Below are 18,682 nucleotides of genomic sequence, written 5' to 3' on the forward strand. Positions count from 1 at the left end.
TTTTCACGTTCCCCTTTCTGGTTGTTCGTTTTTCATTACAGAGGTTTCAGTCCTGTTGCGCCTTCTGCGGCTTTGGAGGCAATGATCTCTTCAATCTGCTCATCACTGTATCCCAGATGCTTCATAATCTCCACCGTATGCGCGCCCTGCATTCCTCCGATCACATAGTCCGGCTTTCCCAGAGATGCGAAGCCTACCGGGTTGGTCGGCATGATCTTTCCGCCTGACGGATAAGGAATCTTTGTCAGCACATCGTTGGCCCACGCCTGCTCATCCTCATAGATATCGAGCGGCTCATACGCGGCTTCACACGGCATATCATTTTCCTTTAACATCTTCATCAAGTCATCTCTGTCGATCTTCGCAATGGCGCCATCCAGCACATCGGTCACGTCTTTATTCAGATGGTTGTTGTTGACATCCGCGCAGTGACGGTACTGCTCTTTTTCCAGCATTTCCGGACAGCCAAGGAGTGTGAACATCTTCTCATAGTCGCGGTCATATTCCGGACAGCAGATGCAGACCCATTTGTTGTCTCTGGTGCGGAATACATTGTTAAATGGATTGGAAACTTCTTTTCTGCTCTTAGGGTACTGATTTCCATACTGTGCGGAGATCAGGCCTGTGCTCAGCGCATAGACAGCCGCGTGATGCAGTCCGATGGTAACCTTGTCTCCCTCGCCGGTTTTCTCCCTGCGGTACAGGGCCGCGCAGATGCCGGATGCCAGAGACATGGCAACCTGGAAATCTCCAAAACCGTTGGTAGGAATCATGGGGGCGTCGCCGCGGTTTACCGTGGTTCCGAACACGCCGCCTCTCGCCATGTAACAGGTCACGTCGAAGCCCGCTGTATCCTTTTCCGGTCCCTTTTCACCGTATCCCAGGACCTGGGCGAAAATCAGTTTCGGGAACTTCTCCTTTAAGGTATCGTAGTCCAGTCCCAGCTTCACTAAGGATTTCGTTCTCGTGTTGGTCACAAATACGTCCGCTTCCTCCAGAAGCTTATAACAAATCTCCAGACCTTTTTCCGTCTTCAGGTTCAGAGTGATAAATTTCTTATTTAAGTTTGCCACATCAAAAGCCAGGTTCTCGTCGTCGGTAAACGGCATGTTAAACACGGCGCCCTGAGTCCTGGCAGGATCTCCTTTATGAGATTCGATCTTGATACAGTCGGCTCCCCATTCGCCAAGTACGCGAACCGTGGTAGGAGCCGCCAGATACGTGGTTAAATCCACTACTTTTACGCCTTCTAATGGTTTCATCATTTTCCCTCCATATATGGAAAAGGGCCCACAGGTCCGGAGTGTGAACCTGATGACCCTTTTGTGTCAGATATCTTCGTTTTCAAAGCGGGTTGCCCGGAACACCTATTAATACGGTTTAGACAACGTATTCGATATGAGCGCCGTGTTTAATGGTATTTCTGGAAATTGTGATTCTCTGTACGGTCGGAGCGCCTTCCTCTAACCACATGGCGCGGCAGTCACGGTAGAGACGCTCAACCGGGCCGTACTTGCAGTCTTCAAAGTATCCGACACCGCCGAAGATCTCCAGCATTTCATCGCTGACTCTTCTGGTTGTATCGATGCTGTACAGCTTACACATAGCAGCTTTTTCTTCGATATATTCGCCGGTTGGATTCTCCATATAAGATTTTGCAAAATCGTAAACCATGCAGCGGAGAGCGTGTACCATCATGGACATATCGGCAATCTTGCAGCGGATCGCCTGACGGGTTCCGATTGGCTTTCCGAAGGTTACGCGGTCAGCGGCATACTGTAAGGACAGTTCCAGCATTCTCTGTGCCATTCCCAGGTTGCTGGCAGCAATATGGGCACGGGATACGGATAAGGAGTGCATTGCAATTTCCAGTCCCTGTCCCTCTTTGCCCAGAAGGTATTTCTTGTCGATGCGGCAGTCTGTGAATTTCAGCTCGCCATGGCCGGCTCCCCGGCATCCCATCATATGAGGCATGTTGATAACTTCAAATCCGGGAGTGTCTAACGGTACGAAGAATGCAGACAGTCTGTCATTCTTATCAGATTCCGGATTGGTTACTGCAATTACGTAAGCGAATTCGCAGCAGTCGGTATGGGAAATCAGTGTCTTCTCGCCGTTTAATACGTAAGAATCGCCGTCTTTCACTGCCATAGTATGTAAGTCAGCGCCGGTACCGCCGGTCGCCTCTGTCAGAGCAAAACAGGTAAATACTTCCTTGTTCTGGAACTTAGGCATATATTCTGCCTTTACTTCTTCACTGCCGTAATCCTCCAGGATTCTCCAGTTTAAATCCATCGCATAGTGAAGATGCATTCTCATTCCGCCCGGTCCTCTGGAGAACTCTTCCTGAACCTGTAAAATCTCCAGCTCATTCAATCCGTATCCGCCGTACTCCTCTGGAAGGGAACAACGGTATAAATCATTCTCGATTGCCAGGTCGTAGAACTCCTGAGGAAACTTATTGGTTACTTCCACTTCCTTCTGGATTTCCTCAAGGGGACCCTCTGCCAGCTCACGGATCTGCTTTAAATACGCCTGGAATTCCTCATTTGATAACTTGCTCATTTGTTATATCCTCCTATAATAGGTTTTGTGGTGGTTAGATACCTAACAGCCAGTTAGCACTAACCTTTCCATTGTTTAAGTTGTAGAAAGATCACTTACTATGTTAAATGCAGTCGGTATTGATGTTTCTAAAGGCAAAAGTACCGTTTCAGTCCTGCAGCCTGGCGGTACTGTGCTTAAAAATCCTTTCGATGTTGTCCACTCTTCCAGTTCCTTAAATAACCTTTCCAGGTTCATACAACACCTTGATGGCGAGACCAGGGTGGTCATGGAATGCACGGGTCGGTATCACGAGCCAATCCTCCATTCCCTCCATGATGCCGGGATCTTTGGCAGTGCCGTGAATCCACACCTGATCAAGAACTTTTGCAACAACACCTTACGGAAGGTAAATCGGATCCTGCTGATTCCAGGAAAATTGTCCGCTATGCTCTTGACAACCGGGCTTCTTTACGGCAATATTCAACTATGGATACTACCCGCACACAACTTAAAACCCTTAATTCACAGATGGACTTTTTTACATAGCAGAAAGTCGCTGCCCTGACAAATCTGATCTCGCTTCTGGATATGACCTATCCCGGTGTGAACTCATTATTTTCCGGCCCTGCGCGTGATGACGGCAGCGAGAAATGGCCTGATTATGCGGAAGCTTTCTGGCATGTGGACTGCGTCCGTAAAATTGGCCTAAAAGCATTTACGGAGCGTTACCAGGCGTTCTGCAAACGCAACGGATACAACTTTCAGTCCGGTAAACCGGAAGAACTGTACCCACCGGGAAGCACTGACTGCCTTTGCCGGAGTGGATCCCGAAATCAATGAATCCGGTTATTTCCGTTCCAAAAGTTATCCGGCATCAAAATGCGGACCGTCACGGCTGCGAAAAACCTTATTCCTGATTATGACATCGCTGCTTCAGAAATCTCCGGCAGATGATCGGGTGTATCAGCTCCTTGACAAGAAGCGGTCTGAAGGCAAGCCATATCTTGTCTATATGGCAGCCGGTGCCAACAAGTTTCTTCGGATTTATCACGGCAAAGTAAAAGCGCGCATAGCCGCTCAGGCCAAATCCGAATAATCGCATATTATTTTTTGAGGCCGGCTACAATGGCGGTCTTATTGTGATACCATAAATCACCTCCTTAAATAATTTGAAAAACCATCAATTTAGGCTTGACTTTTTATTAGCGGGCTTATTTATTCTTGTTAAATATTTTTTTAACAATCTTGACAAATCTATTATAGCCTGTTGCGAAGGAAACATCCAATCGGCTCTGTCCGCAATAACTCCGTTAATTGATAGTTAAAACCTATAATTCCTTTTTCCCGTTGTAAATGGATTATTGTAATGATATAGTATAGCCTGAAGGAGGTATGCATCCATGAGATCAGAGATAATGGACGGCATTCTAAGACATATTCATCCGATCGGAGGCATAGAAAACGCTAAGCTCCTTGAGGTCTCTCCGGGCCACGCAAAGCTCTCCGTGGAAATTACTCAGAAAGCCTTAAATCTTTACGGAAATGTTCACGGCGGTTTTTTATTCTCCCTCTGCGACACGGCGGCAGGAATGTCTACTTACGCCTACGAGACCGTCAATGTCACGGAATGCAGCAGCATCAATTTCTTAAGAGGGGTTAATACCGGAACCATCTATATAGAATCCAACGCCATACACAAGGGCCGGAAAACCGTGGTCAATCAGGTAACTGTCACCAACGACGCTGGCAAGCTGGTGGCATCCGCAAGCTTTACGATGTTTTTAATCGCGCCGATCTAGTGTTCCATCCAGTTAGAAACCATACTGCCAGTGCTGAATATTTTGTCAGGCTGCAAGGCGGAGGAAGGAAGCGGAGTGGTTCCCCCGCTGACTGACGACAACGCCAGAAGGCAAAATAGGCAGTGCTGGCAGTATGGTTTCTGGCCGGATGGAGCACTAGAACGATCAGAAAAACAGATAGAGGAGAGCAGATCGCAGGAGGCAAGGACCGCACTGACGGATCTGAATGAAAAATATGGATTATAAACTCGTAATAACAGAACAGGCCGTGGAACAATTGGACCACATCATGGAATACCTCATATCCCATCTTAAGAACCGTCCTGCTGAAAGGCAACCGCCTGATGTTAATGGGCCTGACTGCCTTTATCTCAATTATATGTGTCATCATACAGTATTTCTTCCCCCATCATGTCATCCACATCTAAAGAGTTGTAAGAAAATTTGTTTTTGAGCTCAGCCAGTTCACCGGATGCGTATGATATGGCCAGTGGAAAGCTGCATAAATCCGCCAATGCATTCAGATCCTGTTTCTTTAATGCGGATTTTACCCTGGAAGCCGCATCCCTGATTTTTTTCTGTCCCTCCCTTACTTATCTGGCAAATGGAACATACGCCGGCAGGCTAAAGGCGCACCAGGGAATCGGCGCAGGGTTTATTGATGGGAATATTGTAAATCCCCCAATACATTATAGTTTTTGTTAACCCCAACAAAGAAATACCTTCTCCTAAAATGACCAGTTCCCCGTCTGGTCATTTTACTTTACCGGCACCGCAGCCAATGATTCCATTGGCCGCTCTGCCCGGGTGTATATAAACAAACAGCATTTCGTACCATATCGGCCAAAACGCTGTTTGATTATGTTTATTTATGTTTGTTTATGTCTGATTACGTTTGATTATGTCCGCTTACATAGTACTGCGTCAGACAGCCGGATGCGCACCATCCAGATATCATTCCCGACAGTTCTGACGGATTAAGGTTCTGCTTTCCACAAACCATGCAGATTGCAATATGCGTATGCGGCTTCTACCTCATCTCCTTCACAGAGCATGAACTCTGCCTGCGGCTTCTGTCCTGCCTCCAGCTCTTTTCTCTGATTTCCCTGCCTGGTAGCCAGAGCAATCCACTGGATGTAATGTTCCGGAATCATGGGGTGCTCCGCAGAGCCTACTGTGACAGTGACCTTAGCCCCATCTATCTGAATAACAGGCACATGCTTTTCAACTGCTGCGTCTGTGGTGTTTGGTACCAGTTCCTGCATCTTTTCCCCGCAACAGACAACCGGGACACCGCTGCTCTTCACATAGGCAATTATGTTGCCACAGTGATTACAAATATAAAATTTCATGTTGTACCTCCTTTTATGTATGGTCTGAATTCAGTTTATCACAATTCTGTCTTACTGCAAGACAATGGCGGAAAATTAACAATAACATAGCAGAAATAATGACCTTAATCAGCCTGACCATCTGCCCTGCCCGTCTATTCACAAACTTCTCACATTCTGTTCATAATTCCGTTACAGAATCATAAAATTTTCCTCACATTTTGCGGGTATACTAATTTATGTAAAGAGCTAATGCTAATTAAACTTTTTTTCATAATACTCGGCCGGAGGGATGAAGTCCTTCCGGCCTCCTCCTTTTTTGTTCACCTTTTTGGATTCTTTTTAATATCCCCGCATATGATAATTAAAAAAGGATATTTTTTATGAACTATGAAAATCTGACTCCCGTAGTCGGGGTCATTACCAACATTTCCACACAGGAAGGGGATTGCTGTACCCAGGTTATAACCCTCAGTGTTGAGGGCCAGCCCGTCAACATGATTCTCTCCGACGATACCTTTGTGGTGGACACCATGCGCCTGATGCCAGGTATGCGTGTTGCAGCTTTTTATGATAACACCCTGCCGGTCCCCCTCATCTATCCGCCTCAATACCAGGCTGTTTTAATCGCCGTAGTCAGGCCAGAGGAGGATGTAAACCTTTCCTGGTTTGATGAAACCCTCACTGCTTCTGACCAATCGCTGAAGCTGAACCTGTATCAGTCCACAGTTTTATCAACCTTAAACGGCCAGCCCTATTTCTGTTTCCCGGCAAATCATTTTCTGCTGGTATATTATGCGGCTACAACCAAGAGCATACCGCCCCAGACAGCTCCCAACCGGGTCATAGTGCTGTGTTCATAGACCTGTAAGGAATCATTTTTTTTCATTTTCACAAGACCATTGTAAGAATGCATAAAATACTTTTTTTCATTCTGCAAACTTTGTGCACACTTTTTTGATAGCGTATGCTATTATAATTAACGTAACCCCCCCAATACATTATATAGTTTTTGTTACACCCCATAAGAAACGAAATACCTTCTCCTAAAATGACCAGTTCCCCGACTGGTCATTTTACTTTTCCGTCTTTAGCTATCCCATTTTTTTCCAACAATTCCCCCTAAAATGTTTCTCTGCTTTTTTCTCTTCTTTTTTATTAAAAGTACTGGACAAACTGAAATTTATATGATATTATATACAAGCTGTCGCTGAGATGCACAGATAAGGCCTGATGGTCAAGCGGCTAAGACGACGCCCTCTCACGGCGTAAACCCGGGTTCGATTCCCGGTCAGGTCATGAAAAGCAAGTGGATTTAACTGCTTGCTTTTTTGTTTTTCCGCTGATTCCAAAGCATTGTAAGAAATAGTTAAATGAAGTGAATTACATTTTTCAAAAAATACTGGACAAACTAAAAACTTTATGGTATCATAAACAAGCTGTCGCTGAGATATGCAGACAAGGCCTGATGGTCAAGCGGCTAAGACGACGCCCTCTCACGGCGTAAACCCGGGTTCGATTCCCGGTCAGGTCATGAAAAAGCAAGCGGATTTAACTGCTTGCTTTTTTTGTTTTCCATTATTCTTTATCGTTCCTTCAATGTTATTCCATTCGCTTCCTTGTCTCTGCATCAATCAGGCCGCGCAGGGCTTCCAGCCGTTCATCCCGGTCAAAGTATTCCTTACCGTAGTCCAGATTGAACGCATAATCAAACCCGGCCGGATTTCTTCCCTGGCTGTGCTGGATAATGGTTTCGGCCTTATCAAGGGCCTTTACCAATCTGGCTTCCGGGGTAATGCCCTGGCTGTATTCCTCCCACAGCCCGGACACCTCCCCTGCCCCTTCTTTTGGCAAAAAACTGCATATCCGCTGTATATCTTCTCTTTCCCGGTTCAGCTTATCATCGGCGTCCGGCCTCAGCGCTGCCGATATATCTCCGCTGTACCGTTCCCCCAGGTCGTGAACCAGACACATCATCAGCACCTTCTCCCAGTCCAGTTCCGGAAATTCCCTGCACATCACCCCGGCAAACAAAGCCAGCCGCCAGGAGTGCTCCGCTGTGCTCTCCTGCCGTCCCTCAGCAGTCCAGGCAGTGCGCAGGGTGGACTTAAGGCCCTCAGCCTCCTTTATGAAATCTGTGTATTCCTCCACTTCACCGGGCTCATTCCTGCCAATCCTCATAATACCTTCTCACTCCAATCCCTAATACAGATTTTTTACCTTGAACTCCTTTTCCAGTTCCCTTCTCTGGTCCTTCTTGGCAATGTCCGCCCGCTTATCATAGAGCTTCTTACCGCGGGCCAGGCCCACCTCTACCTTCACCAGACTTCCTTTAAAGTATACCTGGAGAGGCACCAGGGTATAGCCCTTCTCCGCAATCTTGCCGTTCAGCTTCATGATTTCATATTTATGCAGCAGAAGCCTTCTGACGCGCAGGGGGTCTTTATTAAATATATTTCCCTTCTCGTAAGGGCTGATGTGCATACCGCACACATACACCTCACCCCTGTCAATCTTCACGAAGGCTTCCTTTACGCTGCATTTTCCCATGCGAATGGATTTTACCTCCGTGCCAAAAAGCTCGATTCCCGCCTCGTATTTCTCATCAATGAAATAATCATGGTATGCCTTCTTATTGTTCGCAACCAGTTTAATACTTTCCTTCCCCATGGTATTTCCCTTTCTTTCATGTCATGATTGCATATGGGATTTACAGCCCTGCACGGAAGCTTCCTTGCCCGCGCTCCTGTCCCAGTCCCTGGGCAGGATGAAATCCACTGTTCTCAGCAGACGGTCCGTAGACACCACCTGGACCCGTATGGTCTGACCCAGCTTAAATGTTTTCTTGGTCATCTCACCCACCAGTTCGTAGTGCTGTTCATCAAATATATAATAATCGTCCCTCAGCTCGCTTATGCGGACCAGCCCCTCCACCGTGTTAGGCAGCTCCACATACAGCCCCCAGTTGGTGACGCCTGATACGACGCCGTCAAACTCCTGCCCGATGAACCTGGACATATACTCGCACTTTTTAAGCTTGTCCGTCTCACGCTCCGCTTCCTCTGCACGGCGCTCCAGGGCCGAAGTCTGCATGGCCACTCCCGGCAGTATGGCTTCGTAATGGCTGACCCTCTTGTTTCCCAGTCCGCCCTTCAGACTTTCCTTTATGATACGGTGAATCTGAAGGTCCGGATATCTGCGGATGGGCGAGGTAAAATGCGTATAATACCTGGCGGCCAGACCGAAATGACCGGAGCACAGGGTGGTGTACTTAGCCTGTTTCATGGAGCGCAGGGTCAGCCTGGAAAGAAGCACTTCCTCAGGAGTACCTTCTATCTTATCCAAAAGCTTCTGTAATTCCTTCGGATGAATCTCCCCCTGCTGAAGACGGATGAAATATCCAAAATTATGGATAAAGGTCCCCAGCTGCTTCATCTTCTCCGGGTCAGGATTGTCATGGGTCCTGTAGAGGAAGGGCAGGGACTGCCAGAAATAATCCTCCGCCACTGTCTCATTGGCTGCCAGCATGAAATCCTCTATGATTTTTGTGGCGGCATTGCGCTCATAGGGCTTGATTTCCAGCGGCTTTCCCTGGGCGTCCAGGATAATCTTGCTCTCCGGGAAGTCAAAGTCAATGGCTCCCCTTTTCCTCCGCTTTTCCCTGAGGATATCAGATACCTCCTTCATCAGCCTGAACATGGGCACAAAACCCTCATACTCAGCCATAACAGCCTCGTCCTCGTCCGTGACAATGGCATTCACCGCCGTATACGTCATACGCCGGTCCACATGAATCACTGTCTCCGCGATTTTATGATCCAGCACATTTCCCTGGTCATCCAGTTCCATGATGCAGCTTAAGGCCAGGCGGTCCGTGCCTGCATTGAGGGAGCAGATTCCATTGGACAGCTTGTGGGGCAGCATGGGAATCACCCGGTCCACCAGATAGACGCTGGTTCCCCTCTTTAACGCCTCCTTGTCCAGGGGACGGCCTTCTTTTACATAGTGGCCCACATCCGCAATGTGGACTCCCAGGATATACCCGCCCTGTCCGTCCCTGCACAGAGTTACCGCATCGTCCAGGTCCTTGGCGTCCTCTCCGTCAATGGTGACCGTGCGAAGCCCCCGTAAATCCAGACGGCCTGCCAAATCTCCGGTCCAGTCTGCCGGCGATGTCAGGTCCCCAATGCCGTAAGGTCCGTCCCAGGTTTCTTCATCCCTTGCCGGGCCGGGCACAGCCACCTCATCCGGGCACCCTTCCACCTCGTCCATGACCTCCGGCGGAAACTCCTCCGGCAGTCCATAGGCTCTCACAATGGACAGTATGTCTGTTCCCGGATCATTGACATGACCCAGAATCTCGGTCACAACTCCCTCCGGCTTATGGTTCGCGTCTCCAAAGTCCTTAACCCGCGCCACCACCTTATGTCCGGTGACAGCTCCCATATCACAGCCCTGGGGAATGAAAATATCCTTGGAAATCTTCTGGTTATCCGGAATGACAAACCCGAAGCCCTTGCTTTTCTGGTAATACCCAACCACCTCTTTGTTGGCATGCTCCAGCACTTTAAGCACAGAACCTTCAGCCCTTCGGCCGTCTCCCCGGTCCTGGGATTCCACCACAATCTGTACCCGGTCCCCGTGAAGGGCCGCTCCTGTCCTGTCCTCAGGGATAAATACATCCTGCCCCATGCCTTCCACAGTCACAAATCCAAAACCCTTGGGATGGCCTGAAAATATGCCGTTAACGGAAAAAACCTCCGGTTTTCCATATTTTCCTTTCTTTGAGATTCCGATTCTGCCCTCTGACACCAGATAATCCAGTACCTGTGCCAGTTCATCTCTCTGTGATTTTGGGATGCCCAGAAGCATGGCCAGCTCCTTTGCCTTCATGGGCACATAGGACCTGTCATTCATCACCTCTTCCAGCATTTTTCCCTTCTGTTCCAATATTTCTTTTTCCATATTACCTCTTTCTCAAAAATGTCCCGCCTGTCCGAAAACAGGCAAAAATACGCCTGAATGAAATAAAACACCCTTATATGAATACAAGGGTGTTTTCGTCACTTATCTGTTATCTTAATTACCCCATGACCTTAAGTATCACGTTCAGGGCAATGGTAATGAGCATGAATGCAATGGCCCCATACCTGGTAAAATGCTCCAGCGCACCTTCCATGGAACGGCCTCTATTCTTACTCCAGTAACTGTCTGCGGAGATTCCGCCAATTGCGCTCCCCAGCCCGTTGGACTTACCTTCCTGCATCAGGATAACCACTGATATTGCAACACCAAGAATTACATATATGATTGACAAAATAACATGTATTACTGACATCCGCCTGCACCTCTTCATTTTCTTATAGTCAAACAAAAATATTTTACCATACTTTGTCCTAAAACACAACCCGTTTTCCTATATTTTTATAGGCAGGACACCGTAAAGATACCGCAGCTTTATTCAGGAATCCCCATTTAAACGGCCTGGGAACAAATCATGGAAAGGGCGCCCTCAAAAATAACATCCCCGAATCCGGCAGGTACGATGAAATGCTGTCCCTTTGATACCGGGATGCCGTTTACACTTCCCTCACCGTCCAGGATGCTCACATTTGCAAAGCTGTCCCCAAAATTCTCCGTGTAACGGCCTGTGGTGTCTATCTTATCCGCGGTATAGTAAGCGCAGGTCACAAGATGTACTTTTCTACCGCTGTCCGTCTCCTTCACAACTGCCGGCAAAGCGTTTTGGTCCTCCCTAAAGGGCGCTTCTATCACATCAATGCTCTCTTTTATATGGAGCTGCCTGGGCTTTCCGTCGGACAGCCTGTCGTAATCGTAGACGCGGTATGTAATATCGCTGCTCTGCTGGGTCTCAAGCACCAGGGTACCGCCCTTTATGGCATGGACGCATCCGGGATTAATCTGGAAAAAATCTCCCTTCCTGACAGGAATTTCACGTATGAAATCCTTCCAGCGCTTTTCCTCTATCATCCGCTTAACTTCATCCCTATTCCCAGCATGGTGCCCAATCACAATGGCGGCATCCGGGTCACAGTCCAGGATATACCAGCATTCGGTCTTGCCCAGGGAGCCGTTCTCATGCTCCGCGGCGTATGCGTTATCCGGATGGACCTGTATGCTTAAGTCATTCCTGGCATCAATAATCTTTACCAGCAATGGAAATTCCCTATGACAGCCTGCCGCAGCCCCAAACCACTCAGGGTGGCTCTCCCACAGGGAGCTTAAGCTCTGTCCTTTCCATGTTCCGCCGGCAATACGGCAATCTCCGTTCTTGTGTGCGCTGATGGCCCAGCACTCTCCCGTGCGGCTGCTGGGGATATCGTAACCGAACACATCCTTAAGACGGGTGCCGCCCCAGATAGCCTCCTTAAAAACAGGTTCCATAAATAGTAATTCCCTCATGTCTCTCTCCTTATTTTTCCCCTTTTTGATGCATTCAATGCATCTTCTTACATCATACCCTGCTTTTTCCGGTTGTCAAGAATTAAATGGGACAGGGAGGGGATTTTCCGAGCAAAGCAATGCCCGGCCCCATCCTCTCTCCCATCCCCTGCCATTGCAGGCCCCTGCGGGGCGGGCAGATAACGGTAATGCTTTTTTAAATACGCTCTAACCTTCCAGGTTTTCCTCTATGCGCAGCAGCTGATTGTATTTGGCCACGCGGTCAGAACGGCAGGGCGCGCCGGTCTTAATCTGTCCCGCGTTGACTGCCACTGCAATGTCCGCAATGATGGAATCCTCTGTCTCGCCGGAACGGTGGGATATAATGGTGCCGAATCCGGCCCTCTTAGCCATCTCGATAGCCTCAAAGCTCTCTGTCAGCGTACCTATCTGATTTACCTTCACCAGGATGGCATTGCCTGCCCCCAGCTCAATGCCCTTTGACAGCCGCTTTGTATTGGTGACGAACAAATCATCCCCTACCAGCTGGATACGGCTTCCCAGCTCCCCGGTGAGCATTTTCCATCCCTCCCAGTCCTCCTCCTGGAGTCCGTCCTCTATGGAACAGATGGGAAACGCATCCACAAGACGGCGGTAGTAGTCCACCATTTCCCGCGCGCTGCGGCGGATTTCCTTTCCCGCCATACGGCTTTCTCCCGGAAACAGGTACATGCCGCTGGCTTCATCATAGAGCTCACTGGACGCCGCGTCAATGGCAATCTTCATATCTGTGCCCGGCTTCAGGCCGCTCTTTTCCATGGCCCTTACCAGAAATTCAAGCACTGCCTCGGAGTCCTTAAGATCCGGCGCAAAACCGCCCTCATCCCCCACTCCGGTGCTGTAGCCCTCCTCCTTCAGAAGCTTCTTTAATGTGTGATAGACCTCCGCGCACATCCTCAGACGCTCCGCAAAGCAGCAGGCCCCGTAAGGCATAATCATGAATTCCTGCAAATCCACTGTGTTGTCCGCGTGTTTTCCTCCATTTAGAATGTTCATCATGGGAATGGGGAGAGCGGATGCATGGATTCCTCCCAGATACCTGTAAAGAGGCATCCTAAGCCCATTGGCAGCAGCCCTGGCCACAGCCATGGACACGCCCAGAATAGCATTGGCCCCCAGCTTTCCCTTATTCTCCGTTCCATCCGCCTCCAGGAGCAGACGGTCTATATGTCTCTGTTCCAACGCGCTTTCAAAGAGGACCGCCTCGCTTAGCACTGTATTCACATGCTCTACAGCGCTCTTAACTCCCAGTCCGTTGTATCGTTTCCCTCCGTCCCGAAGTTCCACTGCCTCGAATTTGCCGGTGGATGCGCCGGAGGGAACAGCCGCCCTGCCGGTGGCGCCTCCTGTCAGGCACACTTCCACCTCCACCGTGGGATTCCCCCTGGAATCCAGTATCTCTCTGCCGGTTACCGCCTCTATCTCCAGTTCGTTTACCATAAAAAAATGACCTCCTCATATCAATCTTATCATTGATATAAGGATAGCCATTTTTTAACATTATATGTATGGAAATCCGTCTTTTTATTGACCAAGCCTGGCTCCGTCCGCGCCCACGGTAAATCCATCCGGTGTAACCGTGGATACCAGCATGGCTCCCGACGGGTCGCAGTAATACAGCTTATCCTCCCAGGATATCCAGCCGGTCTTCATATATCCCTCCTGGTCAAAAAAATACCACTTATAGTTGATATTCAGCCAGCCGTTTGACGGGTACGTGCCGTCTCCCTTCTGGTACCACCAGCCACGATCATCCCTGAGCCACTGGCCGTTCACCCTGGTCAGGTTCTCTTCCGTAATCTCGATGTATGGGGATTCCTGCCAGTCGCCGGCGTTGTTCCTGGAATCCATGGCCCTGACTTTAAAATAGTAGGTGCCTGCCTTTGGGAACTTGCCGGAAAAATCGTAGCTGTTTTCCTTCACCGTATAGGTGGCGCCGATGCCGTCCTCATTGGAATTGCCTCCCCTCCGGCACAGGCGGACCTTATAATTCTTAGCCAGGCTCATATCGTCCCAGTGGGCCACCCCGTTATCTTCATCCCACATCAGACCGCTTACATCCAGGTCCTCATCATCCTCATCCAGCTTGTCCAGCCTTACCACCAGGACCATTTCTTCCTTATCATTCTTAGTGGAACTGGATACATACTTAACCGTATCGCCGGAAAATGAAAACGCACTCTTTCCCGATTTCTTAAAGTAATAGTCACTGTCGGCGGAAAGCCATATCTCTACTTTTGGCTTATCCCCGCCTACCCAGATGTCACCCTCATTTATAATGTCCACGCTCTCAATGGAACACTCCCCATCCTCCAGGGTTACGTCCACATTTCCTCCGTTTTCTCCTGCCTGGATACCCGATGTGAAATTCAGTTTAATTTTCCCCACCGGTGTCCTTTCCTCTTTTGCAAAGGCTGTAAAGGACAGCGCGCAGGCCATAATCAGAGCCGCTCCCGCCAGCACGGCATACGCCCCTCTTTTCCTCATTTGAACCTCCTCCTTCCCGCTTACGTCTGTTTTCCTATTATAGCACATGTCAACGTCTTCTGTCATCCTCCGGTACACCAAACTTGTTCCATTTTCATATAGTATAGTATGCCGGGGTGTTAATGGACATCCGGCCCATAATGAAACAGATATACAGGGGGATTGCTTTTGATAACCATTAGTCTTTGTATGATTGTAAAAAATGAGGAGGCTGTTCTGGAACGGCTCCTGAAGACCATGTCCAATGTGGCTGATCAGATTGTAATTGTGGATACCGGTTCCACGGACCGGACAAAGGAAATCGCGGCCCGCTATACGGATGAGGTCTACGATTTTCCGTGGACGGATGATTTCGCCGCTGCCAGGAACGCCGCCTGCCAAAAGGCGGTGATGGACTACTGGATGTGGATGGACGCGGACGATGTGATGGAGCCCGAACAGGCTGCCCGTTTAATGAAATTGAAGGAAAACCTGGACCCTTCCGTGGATGTGGTGATGATGAAATATCTCACTGATTTCGACGAAAACGGAAGAACCTCCTTTTCCTATTACAGGGAGCGCCTCTTAAGGAACCACAAGGGCTTCCAGTGGCAGGGCCGGGTACATGAAGCCGTAACCCCTGCCGGCAGCATCCTCTATACTGATATTGAAATTCAGCACCGTAAGGAGGCCGCCGGGGATAAGGACCGCAACCTGAGGATATACGAAACCATGCTGAACCAGGGAGAACTTCTGGAACCCAGACACCAGTTCTACTACGCCAGAGAGCTGTATTACCATGAACGCTATGAAGATGCTGTACGGGCTTTCAGGGCATTTCTGCAGGAACCGGAGGGATGGGTGGAAAACAAGATAGATGCCTGTCTCCATCTGGCTCTGTGCGAGGAGCATCTAGGGCATACGGAAAAAGCCATGGAAGCACTTTTAAAGAGTTTCTTATATGACACTCCCCGCGGTGAAGCCTGCTGTGAACTGGGACGGATGAAAATGATGGACGAAAAATACAAAGAGGCTGCTTACTGGTATACCCAGGCATTATCGTCCCAGCCCGCGGAACAGACAGGCGCCTTTGTCCGGAAGGACTGTTATGGTTTCCTGCCCGCCATTCAGCTGTGTGTATGCTATGACCGTCTGGGTGACTACCGCAGGGCATGGCATTATCACCTGAAATCACAAAAGCTTAAACCTGAACACCCATCTGTCAGGCAGAACCAGACCTACTTTGAACGCATATTGAAACATCCGGCGGAGGGGCAGTCCTCCGCACAATAAAAAAGTCTAGGAGAAGTTATTATGTATTTTAATTTTCCCAACGGAATGAATCGAAATGATAATATAGAACAACGCAGACCATGTGGATACCCCGGAAACAACGGTTTTCCGGGTAATGGCGGCTGCCCTGACGGCAATTGTTTCCCAGGTTCAGGAAGATTTCCGGAAGATGATTTACCGGGCTGCGACGGCTGTGGCGGCGACCGCATGACTCAGACAGATAACGGATGCCCAGGTAACGGCCGTTTTCCCGGCGGCTGGCCGGGACCCAGAGGACCACAGAGACCAGCCGGACCAACAGGCGCTCAGGGGGCAATGAGACCCAGGAGACTCACCGGTGAGACAGGGCCACGGGGGCCTCAGGGACCTATGGGACTTCCAGGACCTCAGGGCATAGCCGGTAATACAGGCGCCACCGGAAGCCAGGGCCCACAGGGACCTCAGGGTGCAGCCGGGCCTCAGGGCATCCAGGGGCCTCAGGGACCTCAGGGTGCAACCGGGCCTCAGGGCATCCAGGGGCCTCAGGGCATCACCGGCGCCACAGGTCCTCAGGGACCTCAGGGCATCACCGGCGCCACAGGGCCTCAGGGGCCTCAGGGCATCACCGGCATCACCGGCACCACCGGGCCTCAGGGACCTCAGGGCATCACCGGCACCACAGGGCCTCAGGGACTGGCCGGCGTAACCGGCCCAATGGGCCCGACCGGACCCACTGGCGCCGCGGCCACCATCACCATAGGAACCGTAACCACATGCGATCCTGGCACAGAGGCAACTGTAACCAATTCAGGCACCACAGAAGAAGCCGTCTTTGACTTCGTTATTCCCCGCGGTAAACCCGGAGGTGGAGGAGCCCCGGAAGTCCTGGCTACAGTAGATACCATCACCCAGCCCACTTCGGCTAACGGAGCCCTGATTTTCAATGAGACCCCGCTGGTGTCCGGAACCGCCATTACCCATACTGCCGGTTCCCCCGATGTGCCGATTACCCAGACCGGCATCTATCAGGCATTCTTCACCGGCACAGCCCTGATTGATGAAGGGACCACCATTCCATCTACACTCACGGTGCGGCTCACGCTGAACGAAACCCCCATAACCGGAGCAGTGGCACGCCACACCTTCACTGCCTCCAATGAGGAGGTAACCCTTTCCATCAATGCGCCGTTCCCGGTAACCGGCACCGGTACCCTAAAGGTTGTAACCAGAGATGCCGGATACTCCTTTGAGAATGCATCCCTGACTATTATTCGTCTGGGTGACAGCACCAATATCCGCACCACCGCATAACCATCAGAAGTATCTATTAACCGGAAATGTTAAGGCCGCCGGAAATCATCCGGCGGCCTTACACAATCCGCTTATATCATTGAAGATGCCCCAAATATCCCGGCTTCTCTCTCTATTTATTTGACAGCAATTGCCTCAATCTCGCAGAGCACGCCCTTTGGAAGGGTCTTGACAGCCACGCAGCTTCTGGCAGGCTTGGACACGAAATACTTTGCGTACACCTCATTAAACGTGCCAAAGTCATTCATATCGGCCAGGAAGCAAGTGGTCTTAAACACCCTGTCAAATCCAGTGCCGGCTGCCTCCAGGATTGCCCCCACGTTCTTGCAGCTCTGCTCGGCCTGGGCAGCGATTCCCTCTGCCACGGTTCCGTCTGCCGGATTCACGGGAATCTGTCCTGATGTATAAACAACCCCGTTTACCTCATATCCCTGGGAATAAGGCCCAATGGCACCCGGTGCTTTGTCCGTACTAAGAATATTCATCTGAAATACCTCCATATTTGTAATTGGGACAAATGTCTCCTTAATGTTATCGCGTCCACATTCAACTGTTCCTTATTATATCAGATATTGCCAGCCGATGCAATACAGATACGGCAATATATCCCTAAAACCCTGTAAACACCCGTTCAGCATCACCCTGTCCATAATTTTTATGCAATGCCGTTCATAAGCCTCATCCCAACCCATGTATATTCATAATCAGGCGTCCCATCTATGGACATTCCGCGTCCCGTTTGCTATAATTGAAATGTTTTAATCGCATTCACATCCAACACACCAACAATAAATCAGAGGTATAGAAATGACAAATCTTAACGATACAGGGGAGTCTGTTCCCGCATACCATATTGACCATACTCTTTATGAGGGACGTCCCGCCGACACATCCGGACGGGAGGAAAAGGAAATCCGCACCTACGATTTGCTGGATTCCCTCCAGGTCCCTTATGTCCGTGTGGACCACGACGCCCTTCCCACCATTGAAGCCTGCCGCGAGGTAGACCAGCTTCTGGGCACGGAAATCTGTAAAAACCTTTTCCTGCGCAATGCCCAGAAAACCGATTTTTACCTGCTGCTCATGCCGGGCAATAAAAAGTTCAAGACAGCCGTCCTGTCCAAACAGATTGGAAGCGCCCGCCTGTCCTTTGGGGAAGCGGAATTTATGGAATCCTTCCTGGATATCACTCCAGGCTCCGTTTCAGTCATGGGTCTGATGAATGACAGAGAAAACCGCGTCAGGCTTCTGATTGACAAGGATATACTGGAGGGCGAATATTTTGCGTGTCATCCATGCATCAACACTTCCAGCCTAAGGTTCAGGACCTCGGACCTGATGGAAAAAATTCTTCCGGCCCTTGGCCATCCTCACACGGTTGTGGATTTGCCATATGCAGAATAATATACGCGGGAAGCATGTAAAAGCTTTCATCGGATAGGGGAGATTTTAACCTCCCCTTCCACACCACGTAGCGTACCGTTCGGTACTACG

16 protein-coding genes, 2 tRNA genes and 1 pseudogene are annotated in these 18,682 nt (G+C 49.7%); 8 read left to right on the top strand and 11 right to left on the bottom strand.

Translation table 11 applies throughout. From position 1 onward, the window contains the following. Window positions 1-35: 35 nt before the first annotated feature. Entirely contained in the window at window positions 36-1,265 is a 1,230-nt protein-coding gene (locus tag LA360_RS29280; RefSeq protein WP_225537841.1) for a CaiB/BaiF CoA transferase family protein, read from the bottom strand. A 115-nt stretch (window positions 1,266-1,380) separates the two neighbouring features. Continuing rightward, window positions 1,381-2,565: an acyl-CoA dehydrogenase family protein gene (locus LA360_RS29285; RefSeq protein WP_002584685.1), complete on the bottom strand. Its 1,185-nt coding sequence runs from the start codon at window positions 2,563-2,565 to the stop codon at window positions 1,381-1,383. 100 nt (window positions 2,566-2,665) lie between these two features. Between LA360_RS29285 and LA360_RS31755 the strand changes: the two are divergent. Together LA360_RS31755 and LA360_RS29295 are read left to right on the top strand one after the other, a co-directional pair. Beyond that, a pseudogene (locus tag LA360_RS31755) lies at window positions 2,666-3,643 on the top strand (IS110 family transposase). 304 nt (window positions 3,644-3,947) lie between these two features. After that, window positions 3,948-4,346 (top strand): PaaI family thioesterase, encoded by a 399-nt coding sequence (locus tag LA360_RS29295; RefSeq protein ID WP_022201757.1) that lies wholly within the window; start codon window positions 3,948-3,950, stop codon window positions 4,344-4,346. Between the two features lie 977 nt (window positions 4,347-5,323). Here LA360_RS29295 and LA360_RS29300 read toward each other — a convergent pair. Beyond that, entirely contained in the window at window positions 5,324-5,698 is a 375-nt protein-coding gene (locus LA360_RS29300) for a desulfoferrodoxin family protein (protein ID WP_002594055.1), read from the bottom strand. 362 nt (window positions 5,699-6,060) lie between these two features. Here LA360_RS29300 and LA360_RS29305 point away from each other — a divergent pair, with 362 nt between their 5' ends. The 3 genes from LA360_RS29305 to LA360_RS29315 all read left to right on the top strand — a co-directional run bounded on the left by LA360_RS29305 (window position 6,061) and on the right by LA360_RS29315 (window position 7,211). Further along, on the top strand, window positions 6,061-6,540 hold the full coding sequence (locus tag LA360_RS29305; RefSeq protein WP_022201759.1) for a hypothetical protein: 480 nt from the start codon (window positions 6,061-6,063) through the stop codon (window positions 6,538-6,540). Between the two features lie 364 nt (window positions 6,541-6,904). After that, window positions 6,905-6,976 (top strand) — tRNA-Glu (locus tag LA360_RS29310). Window positions 6,977-7,139: 163 nt separating this feature from the next. Further along, window positions 7,140-7,211: transfer RNA gene (locus LA360_RS29315), tRNA-Glu, on the top strand. A gap of 68 nt (window positions 7,212-7,279) precedes the next feature. On the opposite strand, the gene LA360_RS29320 is transcribed toward LA360_RS29315, so the two are convergent. From LA360_RS29320 to LA360_RS29350, 7 genes are all read right to left on the bottom strand, one after another. Beyond that, window positions 7,280-7,858, bottom strand: a complete 579-nt coding sequence (locus LA360_RS29320; protein WP_089775684.1) for an HD domain-containing protein — start codon at window positions 7,856-7,858, stop codon at window positions 7,280-7,282. Window positions 7,859-7,879: 21 nt separating this feature from the next. After that, window positions 7,880-8,347 carry an SsrA-binding protein SmpB gene (gene smpB / locus LA360_RS29325; protein WP_002569629.1) on the bottom strand — a complete coding sequence of 156 codons (468 nt, stop codon included), beginning with the start codon at window positions 8,345-8,347 and terminating at the stop codon, window positions 7,880-7,882. Between the two features lie 21 nt (window positions 8,348-8,368). Then, window positions 8,369-10,609 carry a ribonuclease R gene (gene rnr, locus LA360_RS29330; RefSeq protein WP_089775686.1) on the bottom strand — a complete coding sequence of 747 codons (2,241 nt, stop codon included), beginning with the start codon at window positions 10,607-10,609 and terminating at the stop codon, window positions 8,369-8,371. Window positions 10,610-10,760: 151 nt separating this feature from the next. Beyond that, a complete protein-coding gene (gene secG / locus LA360_RS29335) occupies window positions 10,761-11,015 on the bottom strand; it encodes a preprotein translocase subunit SecG (protein WP_002584694.1) in 255 nt (84 codons plus the stop codon). A gap of 137 nt (window positions 11,016-11,152) precedes the next feature. Further along, window positions 11,153-12,100: a type I phosphomannose isomerase catalytic subunit gene (locus LA360_RS29340; protein ID WP_022201762.1), complete on the bottom strand. Its 948-nt coding sequence runs from the start codon at window positions 12,098-12,100 to the stop codon at window positions 11,153-11,155. A gap of 207 nt (window positions 12,101-12,307) precedes the next feature. Then, window positions 12,308-13,579, bottom strand: a complete 1,272-nt coding sequence (eno, locus tag LA360_RS29345) for a phosphopyruvate hydratase (protein WP_022201763.1) — start codon at window positions 13,577-13,579, stop codon at window positions 12,308-12,310. A gap of 84 nt (window positions 13,580-13,663) precedes the next feature. Next, window positions 13,664-14,626, bottom strand: a complete 963-nt coding sequence (locus tag LA360_RS29350; RefSeq protein ID WP_057572941.1) for a hypothetical protein — start codon at window positions 14,624-14,626, stop codon at window positions 13,664-13,666. A 168-nt stretch (window positions 14,627-14,794) separates the two neighbouring features. Here LA360_RS29350 and LA360_RS29355 point away from each other — a divergent pair, with 168 nt between their 5' ends. Beyond that, on the top strand, window positions 14,795-15,898 hold the full coding sequence (locus LA360_RS29355; RefSeq protein WP_002594053.1) for a glycosyltransferase family 2 protein: 1,104 nt from the start codon (window positions 14,795-14,797) through the stop codon (window positions 15,896-15,898). 21 nt (window positions 15,899-15,919) lie between these two features. Continuing rightward, window positions 15,920-17,188 (top strand): collagen-like domain-containing protein, encoded by a 1,269-nt coding sequence (locus tag LA360_RS29360; RefSeq protein WP_057572943.1) that lies wholly within the window; start codon window positions 15,920-15,922, stop codon window positions 17,186-17,188. A gap of 116 nt (window positions 17,189-17,304) precedes the next feature. On the opposite strand, the gene LA360_RS29365 is transcribed toward LA360_RS29360, so the two are convergent. Beyond that, a complete protein-coding gene (locus LA360_RS29365; RefSeq protein WP_022201767.1) occupies window positions 17,305-17,673 on the bottom strand; it encodes a RidA family protein in 369 nt (122 codons plus the stop codon). Window positions 17,674-17,995: 322 nt separating this feature from the next. Here LA360_RS29365 and LA360_RS29370 point away from each other — a divergent pair, with 322 nt between their 5' ends. Further along, window positions 17,996-18,592, top strand: a complete 597-nt coding sequence (locus tag LA360_RS29370) for a prolyl-tRNA synthetase associated domain-containing protein (RefSeq protein ID WP_022201768.1) — start codon at window positions 17,996-17,998, stop codon at window positions 18,590-18,592. The last annotated feature ends 90 nt before the right edge of the window (window positions 18,593-18,682 follow it).

The sequence above is a fragment of the Enterocloster clostridioformis genome (assembly GCF_020297485.1).
In the GTDB taxonomy this organism is placed as follows: Bacteria; Bacillota; Clostridia; order Lachnospirales; family Lachnospiraceae; genus Enterocloster; species Enterocloster clostridioformis.

Bases quoted from the DNA above. Each gene is read 5' to 3' on its own strand.
- eno (WP_022201763.1), bottom strand. From the start codon at position 13,579: ATGGTAAACGAACTGGAGATAGAGGCGGTAACCGGCAGAGAGATACTG.
- LA360_RS29370 (WP_022201768.1), top strand. From the start codon at position 17,996: ATGACAAATCTTAACGATACAGGGGAGTCTGTTCCCGCATACCATATT.
- LA360_RS29360 (WP_057572943.1), top strand. From the start codon at position 15,920: ATGTATTTTAATTTTCCCAACGGAATGAATCGAAATGATAATATAGAA.
- LA360_RS29285 (WP_002584685.1), bottom strand. From the start codon at position 2,565: ATGAGCAAGTTATCAAATGAGGAATTCCAGGCGTATTTAAAGCAGATC.
- LA360_RS29350 (WP_057572941.1), bottom strand. From the start codon at position 14,626: ATGAGGAAAAGAGGGGCGTATGCCGTGCTGGCGGGAGCGGCTCTGATT.
- LA360_RS29340 (WP_022201762.1), bottom strand. From the start codon at position 12,100: ATGAGGGAATTACTATTTATGGAACCTGTTTTTAAGGAGGCTATCTGG.
- LA360_RS29300 (WP_002594055.1), bottom strand. From the start codon at position 5,698: ATGAAATTTTATATTTGTAATCACTGTGGCAACATAATTGCCTATGTG.
- LA360_RS29320 (WP_089775684.1), bottom strand. From the start codon at position 7,858: ATGAGGATTGGCAGGAATGAGCCCGGTGAAGTGGAGGAATACACAGAT.
- LA360_RS29365 (WP_022201767.1), bottom strand. From the start codon at position 17,673: ATGAATATTCTTAGTACGGACAAAGCACCGGGTGCCATTGGGCCTTAT.
- smpB (WP_002569629.1), bottom strand. From the start codon at position 8,347: ATGGGGAAGGAAAGTATTAAACTGGTTGCGAACAATAAGAAGGCATAC.
- LA360_RS29295 (WP_022201757.1), top strand. From the start codon at position 3,948: ATGAGATCAGAGATAATGGACGGCATTCTAAGACATATTCATCCGATC.
- secG (WP_002584694.1), bottom strand. From the start codon at position 11,015: ATGTCAGTAATACATGTTATTTTGTCAATCATATATGTAATTCTTGGT.
- LA360_RS29280 (WP_225537841.1), bottom strand. From the start codon at position 1,265: ATGATGAAACCATTAGAAGGCGTAAAAGTAGTGGATTTAACCACGTAT.
- LA360_RS29305 (WP_022201759.1), top strand. From the start codon at position 6,061: ATGAACTATGAAAATCTGACTCCCGTAGTCGGGGTCATTACCAACATT.
- rnr (WP_089775686.1), bottom strand. From the start codon at position 10,609: ATGCTGGAAGAGGTGATGAATGACAGGTCCTATGTGCCCATGAAGGCA.